Below are 15,009 nucleotides of genomic sequence, written 5' to 3'. Positions count from 1 at the left end.
TTTTTGTGAGAGAGAGGGACCACAACATGGGCCGCCTAGAATGGATGATTTTGTTCGGGTTGCTTTTTCTCTCGGTGGACATCGTTTGGTTGGTCCTCACCCACGGGATTTGGCCCCGGTTGTGATGATGATTTTGTCGCTGAGGAGATGGCACATGGCTAAATATACTATCGACACGGCTCGGGTGATTCTCACTCAAGCTGAGATCCGGGCGTTGTTTGATCGGATTGCTCCGATGGATCTGTTTGGCGAATTTCGCGCGGGATTGGCGGCCTATCTCACCTTTGAGACTGCGCAGGCGATGGGGCTGCTCAAAGACGGGACGACAGCATCTCAATGGGGCGAACCCAAAGGAGATGTGGCGTTGCGTGAAGATATGGTGCATTACCGGGACTGGTGGCGCCAAAAGGTGGAGAACGGACGCGGCATCTCCTGCTTTCGCGGTAAAGTCCAATTTTGCATTCGCATGGCCATTGCCGGAATGCCGGAGTGGGAATCCGTTTTGGATAGTGATGGTGGCTACTATCAAGAAGACGCCTACAACGCGATGGGCGCCTTGTTCGGGTGGGAGCCTGTCGAGGGCTGTCGGCATTGTTGACACCCCTCTCCAGGTCCCCGCGGACTGAGAACAAAAAGGGAGATGAGCATCCATGCGACGACAGCAGCCCCGTCGGGGAATCGCACGTGGCGGGATCAGTTCCACCTTGGATCTCGGCGCGGTGTTGCTCTTTTGGATCGCGGTGTTCTTTGTTCTGGTGGATCTCGTCCAAGTCGGTCGGGGATGGGCGGTGGCCCAAGAAGCGGCGTATGATGCGGCCCAAGGCGTGGCCGCCTACGGATGTTGGACCTCGACGGTGACGCAGGTCGTGCAACAGGATGTTGCCGGCCTGACGCTGGCGCCGGGTCGGGGCGTGACCGTGGCGTTGACGACGCCCCAAGGGGCGCCGATTACGCAACAAGTGCTCTTTGTCTCCTCGGGCGGCGGCGGATTAACCTCGGGATATGATCCCGCGATGGTGGTCACAGTGGATGTGCCCATTCAAATCGGGGGATGGATGGGGATTCCCGTGTTATCGATCACCATGCAAGGGCGGGCGGAGGTGACCAGTGATGCGTATTATAACGCGCAAGCGAATCTCCCAGCGGGGAGCGCGAGCTGTACGACGCCGCAGGGCTAGGGGCGCGGGATGGCTTGCCACGCAAGGCAGCGTCAATATCCCCAATCTGCTCATCCTCAGTGTGGTGGTGGTGTTTCTGACCGCGATGGTATGGACCGCTCGCACGATCCTGGTGGAGATCGAACTCCAACAAGCCGTTCAAATCGCCACGCACGCGATGGCGTCAGAAGGGTGTTGGGACAGTACGGTGAACCAAGACTGGACGCGGGCCGTGGCCGTGTATCCGTTGAGTACCGTGGCGCAGCAGATCCAGTTCATGCCCGCCACCACGTTGACGTACACCGGGTATGGCCAAGCGGTGACGGTGGATGCCCAGGTGGCCGTCCCGTTTTGGTGGGGCGATAGCGCGGCGGGATCGCCGACGATCACGTGGCGGGCGATGCGGCAAGCGGTGAGTTTGGCCCCGACGGTCGATCTCAACACCAGTTGTCAGACGCCGCCGGGATATCAATAGGCACTGATCGGACAGAGAGGAGGAACCGCATGCAGTCGTGGATGGGGCAACCCCGATCCCGAGGGCCGGATGGTATCGCCATTTGGATTCTCTCGGTCGGCTTTAGTCTGATTCTGGCCGTGGCGGTATTTATCACCACCGTGGCCGCTCGATGGCAAAGCGTGGAATCCCAACTCCACGTCGCCCTCACGTCGGCGGTGCGCACGGCGGTGGCCTATAGTTATGCTTCCGAATCGGCGTCATCGTTGCAAGTCAGTACATCCCAATTTACGCAAGATCTCGAACAAGCTGCCTTGAGCGAACTGAGTACGGCATCGTCCGTGACGGGATGTGTGCCCGTACCGGGCGTTCCGGCGACGTGTTCCACCGCCAACGGCGCCACGTGGGTGGGGATTCCTGTCGCCACGCAATTAGCGCAAAACGGGGTGGTGGATCTCGGCGTCGCGCCGTCGGGATCGGGACAGTTTACGGTGGCGCTGGTGTTGAACCCCCCGCCGGTGTGGGGCATTCAGGCGCCCTTGGGATCGTCCCAAGTGGCCACGATCAATTTGGGGAATAGCACCTCCGTCCAACAGCAATCGTCCGGCAACGGCAGCGGGGGCAGCATGATGCCCGGCGGCCTGAGTAACGGCATGATGCCCTAGCGTCCGGGACAGTGGTGAACAATCCCATCATAAAGGAGGGAAGGCCCCTCGGGGCCAGAGGATGAACGCACAATGGTTACGCATTGGATTAGCCAGTACGTTGGGGATTGTGGGCGTCGTGATTGCGACCGCGGCAGCGCATCCGCCCCACATGGTCTCCGTTGCGGTGCTCCGGCAAGCGGTACCGGCCAATACGCCCGTGGGGGCCAGTGAGGTGGCGTCGGAATCGGTCCCGGCGTCGTGGGCCAGTCAAGAGCATTTGTTAACGCCGACGCAAGTCATTGGGTTTAAGGCACGGATGCCGTTGCCTGCCGGGGTGCCGATTCCGGCCGCGGCCCGCGCGGGATTTCATTTACCGCCCGGTGTCGTCGCGCTGCCGGTGACGCTGCAAGAAGGGGCGGCCACCGGCGTCGTAGTGGGCGGTCGGGTCGCCGTCTATCGGACCAGCGTGGGCGGCGCGAGCGCGGGAGAACTCTTAGGTGCCAACGTGCCGGTGTTGCAGGTCTTGGCACCGCCGGGCACGCCCAATCCGCAAACGGATGAAGTGGTGGTTTTGGCGGTACCCGTCTCCGTGGGGGCGAGTCTGGTAGGCCAAACGCTGGTGTTGGCCCCGCAGACGACGCAAGCGGCTCCCGTCTGGTACGCCGGGGGCAGTGTGCCGACGGCATCCGTGACGACATCATCGGCTCCGTCGGGATCATCGTCAGCGTCGGCGTCGTCTACCCAGTCCAAGTCCAAAGGATAAGGAGACGGAGATCGCGTCGTGAAGATTGAACAAGGAGGAATGGCATATGTGGTTTGCGAGTGGCAACACGACGGGCACGGGGAGTGGATTTACGGTGCCGAACGTACCCGTGACCAATCCCGCGCAAACAGCCTTTGGACAAGTAATCATCCAGGGGTTTGGCTGGTTTCTCGGACTCATGGGGCTGATCATCATTGTTGCGGGGGTCTGGCGCTTTGTACAGATCCTCATCGCGCATTATCGGGGCGGCGATAGTGGGTATACGAATGGGATTTTGGGATCCGGAATCTCGAAGATGCCGAAAGTGGTGGCCGCCGGTGTGGACATTTTAGCGGGGCTTGTGCTCGCGGGCATTTTTCTGAATGGCGATTGGGTGTCGATTGTCAATGGATTGCTGCACATTGGTGCCAACGCAGGGAACACGATTGGCCAGCATTTGCAAAATGCGCCGTAAGGCGACCGGAACCGTAAGACGTGCGCGAAATCTGATGTGCGTAAGACGACGAGAGCCAGGGGGTGGGGATCATGCTCGATGTGGTAGCGCGATTGGCGAATGCCGTGATTGGGATCATGGGATTAGGCGTCATTGCCTGGGGCATGGCGCATCTTGCCCTCACCCTCTGGCATGCCTATCAGAGCCCGGAGCGGATGCGCGTCGCTCCGATCAAGGGGGTCGCTGACGGGGCTCCAGTCGTGCGTCACGTGCTCCTGATTACGTTCGGGCTGATTCTCGTCGGCATGATGGTGGGCGGAGGTTGGGAAACGCTGATTACCGGCCTTGTGCGATGGAGTGCGCGATGGCACTTGCCAGGAGGGCGATCATGACGGGACAGACGCATATTGTCGCAGGAGTGGCGGCGGCGGCCGTCGTGGCCACGATCACGCATCATTCCCTCACACCGGCCCTCATCGTCTGTGGTGGGATCGGCGGTCTGGCCCCGGATCTCGATCATCCCGAAGCCTTGTTAACCCGCCATGTTCCCGGGATATCCTGGGTCGTGCGGATGGGGCAAGCGGCCGGGTGGTGGCGGCATCGCGGGTTGTGGCATTCTCTGCTCTTTTGGATGGGGACGCTGATCCTCGTGCCCGTGCTGGGACGTCTGATGCTGCATGGTCTCTGGGCCGTGGGGGTCGGATTGGGACATCCCGAGAGCGTCACGTGGCTCCGCCACCTGTGGGGATCGGGGAGTGATTGGGGATGGGGGGCTGGATATCTCTCCCACATGCTGATCGATACCTGGAATACGACGGGCGTGCAGTGGTTTTGGCCCGTACGTCTGTGGGTCCACAGTCCAGTGCCCAACATTCTCGTCGGGACGTGGCCCGAGACGCTGATTCGATGGGGGATTCAAGGCGCTTTGATTCTCTGGCGGCCGGAGTTAGGCATCCTCGTCGTGGCGAGCAGTTGGGGGATTTACCAGAGTATTCATTGGATCTAAAGAGGTGACCGATCAATGGCGTGGCAATGTCGCATTGTGGCCGATGCCGAAACGGGGAATCCGGAAGAAGACTACCGCACGCCGATGGCCGTCGTGTACATGGCGGAACGAGTCGCGTTATGGCCGGAAACCCTTCGGATTCCCGGGGAGCAGCTTCCCACTGATCCCGCGATCCGTGATCAATGGGAGCAGGCGTGTCGCACCTTGACGGATCACGGAACACGCATCTGGATTGACGAGACAGTCTGGGATCCCACGACGCCTTTACGGTTGCAATGGCCCACGGGGAATCCCATGCAGTGGCCGTGGACGACGCCGGGGGCTTGGGATGCGGACACCGCGTGTTTGACGTCCGAAGCTGGTGCGGTGTGGTGGCAACGCCAAACGGGGACTGGGCCGTGGGTCATTGGCGTGGTGCACATGGGTCCGGATTGGTCCGGCACGCCCGAAGACATCGTAGCGGCTCTCACGGCGTTGTTGCCGCCTGATGCGGCACGGGTGCGGGTGAGTCCGACGGAATGGTGGTGTGCATGGCCGCGCACCGTGGCGGCGTTATCGGGAGCGGAATGGCAGCGGCAGATGTGGGCGACGCTGGGTGCCATCACGGTGGGGACGAGCTTGGTCACAGGGGACCCGCAACAGTGGGAGCGGAGTTGGCGCCAAGCCCAAAATGCGAAAAGTGCTAAGCCGACGACGCGGGTCAAAGGATTGAGTCCCGAGGCCGCCCAACAGGTGCAACAGGCGGTTCAGGCCCGCATGCAATCCATTACCGCAGAACATCGGCAACGTCGCGATGCCGTGCAACGGCATCAGGCGGCCCAACACGAAGCCGAGCGCGCCGCGGCGGCCGCGGCCGAGGAAGAAGCGCGCTTGCAGGCGGAAAAGTGGGAATTAGAACGCACTTTGGCGAATTTGCGGGAACAAGAGCGGGCGCAAGCGCAGGCCCGCGTGGCCCAATTAGCGCAAGAAGTCGCCGCTTTGCGCCAACAAGTATGGGAGCGTGAACGAGCGTCAGCGCCCGAAGCATCCTCACCGGCATCCGACAAGGGGGCGTCCGAGGTTGGCGTGCCGGATGCCGAACCCGCACGACCGTCTGCCCCTCAGCCGACGGCATCCCAAGCGGCGGATGTGAGGCTGGACGAGACGCCAACTCCGGTGGAGCCGATTCCGGCTTCACCCCAGAACGAGACGCTACCGCTGACAAACGTGGTCGAAGATCCTAAGAATCCTGAGAATCCTGGTGAAGACTCACCGCAGGTCTCGCCATCCCCGAATGCGTTGGAACGAGCGGCATCGAATCCGGAACTGTGGGTGCCTCCGGGCCCGTGGCGCACGGCGCCCCCGCCTCAGTGGGATGCGCCCAAACCGGTGACGCCACCGCGTCGTCTTATCCCGTCATCCGGAGGTCCGTTGCGTATGTCACCAGAGTCCGTCGCATCGTCATCATCCGGGGAGGAAAAGCCCGCCGCTCCGATTTCGCCGCCCGCGTTGGATCACCGACCGGAACCGTCCGAAACCGGACGTCAGCATCCTGAGCCCGTCTTCGGGCCATCAGGGTCAGGGGGAGTCTCCTCGCATCTTGTCCAACAGGGAGAATCCTTGTCGGCTGATCTGCGGTATTGGGTCTGGGGCAATCAGCGGCGGGCCGGGGCTACGACGACGGCGGTAGCGTTGGCTCGATTTTGGGCTCAATTCGGGCAACGGGTGCTGTTGCTTGACGGCCATTTAGCGCATCCCGGCATCCTCAAAATCTTCTTTCCGGGGGACGACGCCCCGATTCGCCCCGGATTGGGATGGGATGCACAATGGATTGCGGGCCAGCCGTGGTGTGAACCGCCCCAAGCCCTGATCCGGGAGACGTTAACCGTCTGGGCAATGGCGTTGCCGGTGCGCGTGCCCCGGGAAGCCGAACGATGGCGTCGGGTGCTTCAGCGGTTGCCGGATGTACCCGTCGTGGTGATCGACGGGGGTGTGATGCCGCCCCCGACCGGGGGATTGATCGGGATGTGTGTGATCGAGGGCATGGTGGCTCCTGTGGTGCCCACGGGCACGACACGGGCGTGGCGTCATGGGGCGGGAGCCCGATCCGGTGATCTGGTGTTGCCCTCCGAACCCTTGGGATGGGATGGCGTGGGAGGCCCCGCTTGGCAGGCTGTCCCATGGCCGGGTCGGGAGTCCATGAACGGTATGAGGTCGGATTCCGCTCCGGTGTCGTAGCGCGGGCCGAATCAAGGAGGACTATCATGGGACAATTGCTCCAATTCTTACCGTCGATCACTTCCGCGATCAGTAAAGGGATTCAAGGCGGCTTTACCGGACTGAATCATGAAGTGGATGTCTGGTTGTTTTTGATTCCGGCGACGTTATGGCTTGTAGCGCAATTTGGGATGCAGTGGGGCGTCATGTTGCAGGATTTGGGGGCCTGGGTGCAAGCGACACCCACACAACTCCATCAAGTGCAGACGATTGTGCGGGCGGCTCCGCATGCGACGCTGGCGTATTCCTTGTGGACGCCGGGGGCGGTGGGATCCGCCGTCCCCCTGACGATGGGCTGGTCTCCCGCGTGGGCCGTGCTCGTGGGCATGATTTGGACGCTTGGGGTGTTGGGCGGCATTGCCCGGATGATGGCGGGCCATCGGGGGATCTCCGCGACGACGCTCGGTGTCCCGCTGATCACGGGGGCGGTGCTGTTTGTTACGCCGCGTGCGCTGCCGTGGTTCCTGACGCAGACGTGGCATGTGCTCAGCGTGCGGAGCCTGATTCCGGCGATTGGGCAGATGATTGGATTGACTCCTGCGCAAAGCGCCCAATGGTTGACGAACCCATTTTGGCTCTGGGGGGCGTTATGGGGATTGTCGGGGAGTCATGGGTTGGCCTACGTCAGCAAAATGCCATATCTGCTTGGTACGCCATTGACCGTGGCGATCGCGGCGGATTTGGCAAAAACCCTGGTCAGTTTGATGAGCGTGGCAGGCGGAAATTTGTCGGTGCCCGGGGCGGTCGGATCGTGGCTCTATGCGGTCTTTCATGTCGGGGTGGCGTTGACCGTGGCCCTCACCGTGGTGCAAACGCTTTGGACGTTGATCTTGTTGCTCGGCGCCTTGTGGTTGGGCCTAAGTCCGTTGTGGATTTGGGTGATTGCGTTTGACCCGTGGACGTTGGAGACGACACGCCGGATGGCCGGATTGACCATCCGGGTGGTGCTCTTGCAAGTGGCGGCCTGGGTGTGGACCGCCTTGATCGTTGTGTTGGATGGGGGCGATGCGCATGGTCCCCTCGGATTGCCCAAGGTTTTGACGGGATTAACTCCATGGGTCGCGGGTCTGGTCACGGCGGTCATCGTGGTGGTGGCGTGGCGCTGGGTTTTGATCCCGTTGAAGTTGTGGGTGCGAGAAGGCGAAATTGCCGTGGTCGGCGCGTGGAGCCAATGGCAACAGCAGATCGGGGCGGTGTCAGAATGGGTCGGTGGGGGATTGATCCGGGCGGCATCGGGATGGTCGGGGGAGACGGCGGCGGCTGTGCGCACTACCGGGGAGACCGTGCAACAGTGGGGGACGGATCGGCGCGCAGCCGCCGACGGGCTACGCCAGCGGACCGCGTGGTCTTCGGCGGAGATTGCCGCAGGGCAGGCGGCGCGATGGGGAACCACGACCGCGCCAGAATGGAATCCCCTGCCCGCCATGCTGTCGTCAGCATCGGGGGCGACGTCCGGCATTTGGGTGCCGGGCCCGGCTGAGCACGTCTGGCGGGTAATGGGGATTGAGAACGCGGCGGCGTGGCAAGCGCAATTAACCAAACAGGCGTGGCAGGATGCCCTGACGCAAGACGCCTGGCAGGAAGCGGACACCCGCCAGATTCCGTGGCACGAGCGTCAAGACTGGGTGACGCGACGCACGCAGCAGTTATTGCAGACAGCGCAACAAAGTCATACACCGCCGCCCCACAGTTTAGTACCGGTGGTTTGGCAACGGGGCGATCAAACCTTTGTGGCGGCGGCGCGATTGACGGATTATCAAACGTGGTGGGATCGGGCCGCAACGGAGATTGGCGACGTGCCGCCGCAGCCCGGTGAGAGTGCCGCGGATCACGCGGCCCGGCGCCTGCGCGTGATCGGAGATCGGGTGCAGGCGTGGGTCGCGGGAGATCGGCCGTGGCCATCCGAACTCCCGCGACCGGTGGCGGTTCCGGCATCGTGGAAAGCGGGAACGGGGGCATCCGGTAGCGCCGGGACTCAGCGCACGCGCCAGGGCATGACTGAAGAATATCGGCAAGGGGTTTGGACAGTGCGTCGGTGGTGGGGAGGCGACGACGAATCGTCCGCGTCGATGGCGACGCGATCCTCGCCTTCATCCCGCCCCCCGTCCAGCTCTTAAACGCACCGATCACTTGGATATCGGACGAAAGGACTGATGGGAGATGGCCGACGATCCGTTAACGCCGCTGGACATTCCGGATCTCGACCCGCGAGTGGATGCCCATCTCATTGGGCATCTGACGTGGGGACAGTTCATCACGTTTTTGGGTATCGGAAGTGTCGCGTTGGTGATCGCGCTACTCGTAGGGAGTGCAATCGGCTGGACGACCCCCGCGCTGATGATGGGGCTGATCGGCACGGGGGGACTAATGGCGTGGGGGGCTATCGACGGCCCCCATCAGTGGGCTATCCGTCGGCAATTTCGGCGGCGTCCTCGGCAATGGGCTACGTGGCCAGGTGGCGGCTGGTCGGTGCCAGCCTATCAACGGGAGGACCCCTTTTGGGTCATGGGAGATCGCGTGTGGGCGATGGCCTGGCTCACCATCCCACCCGTGGCCTTTCTCGATCCGGAGGATCTGGACGCTTGGCATCGGCGATTGGCGACAGTGGTGCGGACAGCGGCGTGGCATCGATGTACGGTGGAGATTGGGAGCGTGCAAGGCCCGGGGATGCGGGACGTACCGCCTCCGCACCTCCCGCCGGTGTTGCGGCGCCGATGGCAATGGTGGATTGAGCGCGTCGCGGCCAAAAGTATTGCCTCGGGCGTGTGGGTGCGGCTCAGCGTGCCGGGAACGCACCGGGATGAGGCGGTGCCACACTTGCTCGCGGCCGAACAAACGTGGCAGAGTTTAGCGGGACCGGGCACGTGGCACTGGCTCAGTGCATCCGCCGCCGAACGGATGTTGCAGGGGCTGGGCCATCCCGGGGCGGATTATGCACAATGGCAGGCGGTCGCCTTGGAACGGGTTCAAGGGCCCGTCGTGATTCGACGGCAAGGACCGTCGATCCGCTAAGGCGAGGAGAAAGGAGGCATCATCCAATGGCTTGGTGGTCCGCACGGGCGCGACGCTCCATGACAGAGCCGCGATCCGAAACCGCGCAGATGGGGGGATTGTGGTTTGAGACGCCCGAGACCGTGCAATTTGCGGGCGGGTCGCTGACGGTCGCGCATCAAGCGTGGGGCATTGATCAATGGCCGCCCCGCTTGACGGGGGACCACGTGGCGCCGCTCTTGAGTCCCTTGCGTCCCGATGCGTGGCCGTTGGTCACGTGGTTTTGGCGACTCGATCCCGGGGGCTTAGTGCTCAATGGCGATCTGGAACGCAAAATTCGTCGGCTGGAATGGGCTGTCCGGGATCGGGATCAAGGCGAATTAGGTCCCCGTCGGGATGAATGGGTGACGCTCCAAGGCTTGCGGCAATTGCGGGACCGCATCGTGTTTGCCGCGGATACGCTGGTCACCCTCGATGCCTTCGTGGTCGTGACCAGTACGCCGGACGCGCTGGACGCGGATGTCGCTCTGTTGCAGGCGCGATGGGAATCCTTGGGCATTCATGCGGTGCCTCTGACGTGGGAACAGGCCCGAATGCTCCAGCGCATGTGGACGGGCCTGACTAGTCGAGGATCTGCGGATCGCCCGGGATGGTGGCGGTGGCTGATGGGATCCCAGGACATCTGGTGGAATCCTCGCGTGGTGCCCACGGATCGCGTGGGGCAAATCGTGTGGCCGGGATGGGGGCATGTGACGGATGATCCCGCACGTGGCGTCTACGTAGGGCATACGCCGCAAAATCAGCCCGTCTTTGTCGATTTTTTTCAGGACGTCAACGGACTGGCGGCCAATTTATTGGTCGTGGGCGCCACCGGCAACGGCAAAAGTTTTTGGTTGAAAACCTTGACCCAGGGCTGGTTGGCCCAAGACTGGGGCGTGGTCATTCTCGACGTGGACGGGGAATATCGCGCTTTGTGTGACGCCGTGGGAGGAACGTGGATCGACATTTCAGATCAACAAGCGGGGACGGTGCCCAATCCGTTTGCGTTGCCCGCCCGGACGGGCCACGGCCCGACCGACGCTATGCGGATGCCGACGATGTTGCGGACGGCCAGCACGGTTTTGCGTTTGTTAGGATCGTGGGATGCGGTGACGGATGCCGCCGTGCAACAGGCGATTCTGCAAGCGTGGGCCACACGTGGCGTCACGCTCGAAGATCCTCTCAGTTGGGAGCGGGATTCGGATCCGCCGACAATGGCGGATGTCTGGGCGGCCCTAGAGACGATGCCGGACGCCGCAGCACAAGATGCACGAGCCCGCCTGTGGACGTATTGGCGGGGGGCGGATCAACACGTCTTGGCCCACGCGACGGGAAATTGGCCGACGATGCCCGGATCCCTGGTGGTGTGGCATTTGGGCAATATTGCGACCCAGGGCGCGTGGGGGACGACTAAATTACCGGCCGCGACGGCGGCGCGGTATTGGCTCGTCATGCAAACCACGTGGGCGTGGTTGCGGGTGCGCAAAATGCAGAACCAGTGGACCGTCGTGTTGGCGGATGAAGGGCAACGCTTGTTGGCGCAATCGGTGTTAGGCCCCGCGCTTGTCGATTTAGCGACGACGATTCGCAAATGGAATGGTGTGCTCGCCTTGGCGACGAATCAACCCCAAGCCTTATGGGATACGCCCGCGGGGCAAGGCATGTGGAATGCCGCCCCCATCAAAGCCTTTCTCCGCTTGGAATCGCAACAAGATGTTCGCGCGACGGCGGACGCCTTGCACATGCCCCAACGGGTGGCCACGGCATTACAAGCCTTGCCCCCGCAACAGGTGTTATTGCGCATGCGTGACGGCTTTCACGATGCCTGGACCCAAGTGCGGGCGATTGTCCCGCCTGAAGAAGAAGCCTGGTATCGGACCCGCGCCCGGCGCACCTCATAATCCAGTCAAAAGGAGTGATCATCGTGATGGCCGAGACCGAATCCCGTGTCGGCGTGTGGACGCCTGATGCCCACGGCCTTATGGTCATGGTGCCCGTGCCTGTGTCCATCGTGACCGGGGGACAAGACGCGATTCGCACCTGGCTCCAGCAACACGGATTCCCCGCCACGGATTGGCGCGTCGTCTGGTCTGTGATGGTAGAACCCCCCGAAGGGGGCCGACCCTAATGCTCCGTAAGATCACGGTTCGGCAGACGACGGCGGGGTTCGGAGTAGGAATGCGATGGCGTTCCCATCCGAGTCGATGGGGGCGCGTGATCCTCGTGGTGGCGTTGATGCTCTTACCGTGGCTCTTTGTGCAAGCCATGCCGTCCGCGCAATGGTGGCAGGGTTTTCAAGAACAGGAGGCCCTCCAAACGTCCGCCACGGCGCCTTTTACGCTCCCCGCCAATGCGGAAGAACGGGTGTTTCGCTGGTGGCCGGACATTCTCATTGCGGCGCAACAAACGAAAGTGCCTCCGATCCTCATTGCCGCAATCATGTTGCATGAGTCGGGCGGTGTGCCCAATGCCGGGTCGCCCGCCGGCGCCTACGGCCTCATGCAGATTATTCCGAGCACGGCGCAAAGTCTGCCGGGGTGGTATCCTGGGGCGCGCGCGAATCCGGGCGAAAACCTCATCTTGGGAGCGGAACTGCTCGCAGAAAACAAACAGGCGACGGGCAATTGGCTCTTGGCGACGGCCGCATATTATGGAGGGACGGGCTTTGTGACGCCACGGGTTAGCTATGATGCCCCATGGTCCGTCGCGGCGCCTGCCCTCGCGGTAGTGCCTTGTCCGGGCGGACTAGGCTTTGCCGCGTGCGATGCCGCTAATGCCGGACTCACCATGACCGGATACGTTGATCAAGTGGTGGCCACCATGCGGCATGTGGCGACCTGGCAGATGGAATTGGCGTTGCCATCCAGCTTGCCCAACTTCTTTCCGACCGTCGCCAGCACGCCGGGAGTCGCGTCGGATTCCCTCGTGGGAGAACTCGATGCCTTGCTGGAAGAAGCGGGGGCGGCTTTGGCGGCCTAGTTGCCGCCATCTGTCAATTTCCTCGGCTTAAAGGTCGGTACTTGTAAACGCTCGGGCCATGATCCGTCTTGGTCTGGCGGCGCTGGGCTCCGATCAGGTGGGCAGGACGTGCTCGTCCTGAACAGCGCGTCGGCGGTGGCGCGTTACGGAGTGAAAGCCGCGCTGTGATGCCTGCGAAGGCAAGGAGGTGAGGGCGTTGCATTATCGGTGTGCATTGTGCGGTCACGTGATGCGTGAAGACGAACAGGCCTACGCGATTGTCGTCTCGCACAACACAACCTTTCCGCACGCATCCGGTCAAGGGGAGCCGATCCATGCCTGGGATGGCGTGTGCGGGGATTGCATCGATTCGCTGATGGACGAGTGGGTGAGTCACCGGCGCAGTCTTCGAGCCGAATAACGAACAGGCTGGATACGAGACGTGGGGGCATCGATCTCTCGGAGCGAAAAGACTCCGTGGTGATCGATCCGCAAGAATACAAAAGCCGCTAACAAAGATAGCTCATGCGTACATGTCTTGACTGTTCAGGCAGGTCTTGAGAGTGTCAACCGAAGGCATTCGCGAGAAGTCTCTGGCAAAGGGTCTTCGGTTTTTTATTGTGCGGAGCGGCGGCGGAGCAGTTGATGATGACGACCCCGAACACCGTAAGGATCTATCGACTTTTTAGAATCAAGTCCTCATGACATCGCTAGTGATGAATCATATGGGGTTATGAGTTCTATAATAGAGGTGAAGTTTCGATGCCGCCGTTTGCCGAGATTATGGGTTGGCGGGCGTATATTTATGGAAAAGATCATTCGTTGCCTCACTTTCACTTACGTAAGGCGGGACAGTCAGTATCAATCAATATTATGACGGGCGAGCTTTTAGAAGGGCAACTCCCCGGCAAAACATTGCGTGAAGTGCAACGGTGGTTAGCCGTTCATCGCGAAGATGTCTTGAGAGCGTGGACTGCGGTCCGCAATGGACACATGCCGCCGTGGATTCAGGATTAAATGAGGTGATTGATATGCATCCTCCGATCCATCGGGTTCAACGGGTGTTTCCGATCTATCCGACTTACCTGTTGTTAGAGTTTGACACAGGGGAATATCGGATCGCGGATTTCCGTGCGGAGGTTGAGCGGAGCGGGGAATTGTTTGAGCCTCTGAAACAATGGGCATTCTTTCGGCAAGTCCAAGTTGACGAGGACCAGATTTCGATTGTCTGGCCGAATGGTTTGGATGTGGATCCGGGTGTTCTCTATGTGGAAAGCAAACCCATTACCATTCACCAGTTGATGGACTCATAAATCATGTACTGTAAAAGTAGGTGTTACCCGAAGGCACGCTCACTGACATCGTTTACGGCGGGCCGTCGGGGTTTTGTTTTGCGAAGCGGTGTTTGAGGGGACTTAAAGATGATAATTCGTATCGATATCCCATCCAATTTGCACGTGATCTTAGATTCGTATTGTGAGTTAGGGGGCCGACAGATATGGCTCGATCTGGATCATCATTGGATCTTTTTGGACGTGCGGTTGCGGGCTGGAACAATGGTGCCCGAGGCAATCACCGCTCTGGCGCACGCAACACGCGAGACGTTTCCAGAGTATCGTCACTGGAGTTGGACACTCGGAAAGCCGGGAACCTTATAAGCCGTCACGACCGGCTCGGATATTCCATACCGGATGATTTGGAACCTGATCAATCCGGTGATCAGCCCACAATCGTGAGCACGTTTCGTAAAGGAAGGGTCGGTGCATGATTGTCCATCTCTGTGGCAATCTCGGAGCGGGCAAAACCACGACGGCCCACGCGATGCAAGCGCGCGCGGGATGGCCCGTCGTCTCCGTCGGCCGCTTGCGCAACACGGTGCAGGATGAGGATCGCGTGTGGGCCGAGGTGGTGCCACGTCTCTGGCGTGCATGGGATTCACCGTTCCTCATTCCCGGGCGGACCGGAATTTGGGTGTCCACGGGGCTGAATTGGCGAGAACTTGTCGCCTGGGAACGCCATGCCCCTCGGTATGTCTTCCGCGTGTGGCTAACCGCCCCCGTCACGGTGTTGCGGCAACGATTTTCGGTTCGTCAGACGGGGAATGAGGGATATTGGCCGTATCAGGACACGGCGGCGGACTTGTTGGAAAGGTTTCTGCGGTACGATAGCGCGGCGGTCCCCTTGCCGTGGCCGACGGATTTACAGGTCAATACGGCGACGATGCCCGTTGAGGATGTGGTCGATTTGATTATTAGTCGCTGTAGGAGGGGTATAAAATGACCGAAACCCCGGCGGCGCAAGCCCC

The 15,009-nt window shown here is 61.3% G+C and carries 19 protein-coding genes; all 19 read left to right on the top strand.

Translation table 11 applies throughout. From position 1 onward, the window contains the following. Positions 1–154: 154 nt before the first annotated feature. The 19 genes from B8987_RS00880 (at position 155) to B8987_RS00790 (ending at position 14,984) form a co-directional block, all read left to right on the top strand. Complete coding sequence (locus B8987_RS00880; protein WP_084660690.1) at positions 155–598, top strand: hypothetical protein; 444 nt, start codon at positions 155–157, stop codon at positions 596–598. A gap of 52 nt (positions 599–650) precedes the next feature. Beyond that, complete coding sequence (locus tag B8987_RS00875) at positions 651–1,178, top strand: hypothetical protein (RefSeq protein WP_084660689.1); 528 nt, start codon at positions 651–653, stop codon at positions 1,176–1,178. Continuing rightward, the gene (locus tag B8987_RS00870; protein ID WP_139793439.1) at positions 1,111–1,632 is read left to right on the top strand and encodes a hypothetical protein; all 522 of its coding nucleotides are present in this window, start codon (positions 1,111–1,113) and stop codon (positions 1,630–1,632) included. Before B8987_RS00875 ends, B8987_RS00870 begins: the two co-directional genes overlap by 68 nt. Before the next feature lie 29 nt (positions 1,633–1,661). Next, positions 1,662–2,276 (top strand): hypothetical protein, encoded by a 615-nt coding sequence (locus tag B8987_RS00865; protein WP_084660687.1) that lies wholly within the window; start codon positions 1,662–1,664, stop codon positions 2,274–2,276. A gap of 61 nt (positions 2,277–2,337) precedes the next feature. Then, on the top strand, positions 2,338–3,021 hold the full coding sequence (locus B8987_RS00860; protein ID WP_084660686.1) for an SAF domain-containing protein: 684 nt from the start codon (positions 2,338–2,340) through the stop codon (positions 3,019–3,021). A 46-nt stretch (positions 3,022–3,067) separates the two neighbouring features. Beyond that, entirely contained in the window at positions 3,068–3,475 is a 408-nt protein-coding gene (locus B8987_RS00855; protein WP_084660685.1) for a hypothetical protein, read from the top strand. Between the two features lie 71 nt (positions 3,476–3,546). Continuing rightward, positions 3,547–3,846 carry a hypothetical protein gene (locus B8987_RS00850; protein WP_084660684.1) on the top strand — a complete coding sequence of 100 codons (300 nt, stop codon included), beginning with the start codon at positions 3,547–3,549 and terminating at the stop codon, positions 3,844–3,846. Beyond that, entirely contained in the window at positions 3,843–4,460 is a 618-nt protein-coding gene (locus B8987_RS00845) for a metal-dependent hydrolase (RefSeq protein WP_084660683.1), read from the top strand. The genes B8987_RS00850 and B8987_RS00845 overlap by 4 nt, the downstream gene beginning before the upstream one ends. A 15-nt stretch (positions 4,461–4,475) precedes the next feature. Then, positions 4,476–6,677 (top strand): hypothetical protein, encoded by a 2,202-nt coding sequence (locus B8987_RS00840; RefSeq protein ID WP_084660682.1) that lies wholly within the window; start codon positions 4,476–4,478, stop codon positions 6,675–6,677. 26 nt (positions 6,678–6,703) lie between these two features. Then, complete coding sequence (locus tag B8987_RS00835) at positions 6,704–8,833, top strand: hypothetical protein (protein ID WP_084660681.1); 2,130 nt, start codon at positions 6,704–6,706, stop codon at positions 8,831–8,833. Between the two features lie 43 nt (positions 8,834–8,876). Next, positions 8,877–9,728, top strand: a complete 852-nt coding sequence (locus tag B8987_RS00830; protein WP_084660680.1) for a PrgI family protein — start codon at positions 8,877–8,879, stop codon at positions 9,726–9,728. Positions 9,729–9,754: 26 nt separating this feature from the next. Continuing rightward, positions 9,755–11,647 carry a VirB4 family type IV secretion system protein gene (locus B8987_RS00825; RefSeq protein WP_176213122.1) on the top strand — a complete coding sequence of 631 codons (1,893 nt, stop codon included), beginning with the start codon at positions 9,755–9,757 and terminating at the stop codon, positions 11,645–11,647. A gap of 23 nt (positions 11,648–11,670) precedes the next feature. Further along, complete coding sequence (locus B8987_RS00820) at positions 11,671–11,874, top strand: hypothetical protein (RefSeq protein WP_139793438.1); 204 nt, start codon at positions 11,671–11,673, stop codon at positions 11,872–11,874. Beyond that, positions 11,874–12,725 carry a lytic transglycosylase domain-containing protein gene (locus tag B8987_RS00815; RefSeq protein ID WP_084660677.1) on the top strand — a complete coding sequence of 284 codons (852 nt, stop codon included), beginning with the start codon at positions 11,874–11,876 and terminating at the stop codon, positions 12,723–12,725. Before B8987_RS00820 ends, B8987_RS00815 begins: the two co-directional genes overlap by 1 nt. A 196-nt stretch (positions 12,726–12,921) precedes the next feature. Beyond that, positions 12,922–13,125, top strand: a complete 204-nt coding sequence (locus tag B8987_RS00810; protein ID WP_084660676.1) for a hypothetical protein — start codon at positions 12,922–12,924, stop codon at positions 13,123–13,125. 341 nt (positions 13,126–13,466) lie between these two features. Next, positions 13,467–13,721 carry a DUF4160 domain-containing protein gene (locus B8987_RS00805; protein ID WP_084660675.1) on the top strand — a complete coding sequence of 85 codons (255 nt, stop codon included), beginning with the start codon at positions 13,467–13,469 and terminating at the stop codon, positions 13,719–13,721. 14 nt (positions 13,722–13,735) lie between these two features. Beyond that, positions 13,736–14,017, top strand: a complete 282-nt coding sequence (locus tag B8987_RS00800) for a DUF2442 domain-containing protein (RefSeq protein WP_084660674.1) — start codon at positions 13,736–13,738, stop codon at positions 14,015–14,017. A gap of 108 nt (positions 14,018–14,125) precedes the next feature. Next, complete coding sequence (locus B8987_RS00795) at positions 14,126–14,362, top strand: hypothetical protein (protein ID WP_084660673.1); 237 nt, start codon at positions 14,126–14,128, stop codon at positions 14,360–14,362. Positions 14,363–14,468: 106 nt separating this feature from the next. Next, a complete protein-coding gene (locus B8987_RS00790) occupies positions 14,469–14,984 on the top strand; it encodes a hypothetical protein (RefSeq protein WP_084660672.1) in 516 nt (171 codons plus the stop codon). Positions 14,985–15,009: the final 25 nt, after the last annotated feature.

Source organism: Sulfobacillus thermosulfidooxidans DSM 9293 (assembly GCF_900176145.1).
Classification (GTDB): Bacteria; Bacillota; Sulfobacillia; order Sulfobacillales; family Sulfobacillaceae; genus Sulfobacillus; species Sulfobacillus thermosulfidooxidans.
The sequence above is the reverse complement of the archived record's forward strand: the minus strand, read 5'-3'. Positions and strand labels throughout refer to the sequence as shown.

Coding starts and splice junctions, on each gene's coding strand:
- B8987_RS00880 (WP_084660690.1), top strand. CDS start 155: ATGGCTAAATATACTATCGACACGGCTCGGGTGATTCTCACTCAAGCT.
- B8987_RS00875 (WP_084660689.1), top strand. CDS start 651: ATGCGACGACAGCAGCCCCGTCGGGGAATCGCACGTGGCGGGATCAGT.
- B8987_RS00870 (WP_139793439.1), top strand. CDS start 1,111: ATGCGTATTATAACGCGCAAGCGAATCTCCCAGCGGGGAGCGCGAGCT.
- B8987_RS00865 (WP_084660687.1), top strand. CDS start 1,662: ATGCAGTCGTGGATGGGGCAACCCCGATCCCGAGGGCCGGATGGTATC.
- B8987_RS00860 (WP_084660686.1), top strand. CDS start 2,338: ATGAACGCACAATGGTTACGCATTGGATTAGCCAGTACGTTGGGGATT.
- B8987_RS00855 (WP_084660685.1), top strand. CDS start 3,068: ATGTGGTTTGCGAGTGGCAACACGACGGGCACGGGGAGTGGATTTACG.
- B8987_RS00850 (WP_084660684.1), top strand. CDS start 3,547: ATGCTCGATGTGGTAGCGCGATTGGCGAATGCCGTGATTGGGATCATG.
- B8987_RS00845 (WP_084660683.1), top strand. CDS start 3,843: ATGACGGGACAGACGCATATTGTCGCAGGAGTGGCGGCGGCGGCCGTC.
- B8987_RS00840 (WP_084660682.1), top strand. CDS start 4,476: ATGGCGTGGCAATGTCGCATTGTGGCCGATGCCGAAACGGGGAATCCG.
- B8987_RS00835 (WP_084660681.1), top strand. CDS start 6,704: ATGGGACAATTGCTCCAATTCTTACCGTCGATCACTTCCGCGATCAGT.
- B8987_RS00830 (WP_084660680.1), top strand. CDS start 8,877: ATGGCCGACGATCCGTTAACGCCGCTGGACATTCCGGATCTCGACCCG.
- B8987_RS00825 (WP_176213122.1), top strand. CDS start 9,755: ATGGCTTGGTGGTCCGCACGGGCGCGACGCTCCATGACAGAGCCGCGA.
- B8987_RS00815 (WP_084660677.1), top strand. CDS start 11,874: ATGCTCCGTAAGATCACGGTTCGGCAGACGACGGCGGGGTTCGGAGTA.
- B8987_RS00805 (WP_084660675.1), top strand. CDS start 13,467: ATGCCGCCGTTTGCCGAGATTATGGGTTGGCGGGCGTATATTTATGGA.
- B8987_RS00800 (WP_084660674.1), top strand. CDS start 13,736: ATGCATCCTCCGATCCATCGGGTTCAACGGGTGTTTCCGATCTATCCG.
- B8987_RS00795 (WP_084660673.1), top strand. CDS start 14,126: ATGATAATTCGTATCGATATCCCATCCAATTTGCACGTGATCTTAGAT.
- B8987_RS00790 (WP_084660672.1), top strand. CDS start 14,469: ATGATTGTCCATCTCTGTGGCAATCTCGGAGCGGGCAAAACCACGACG.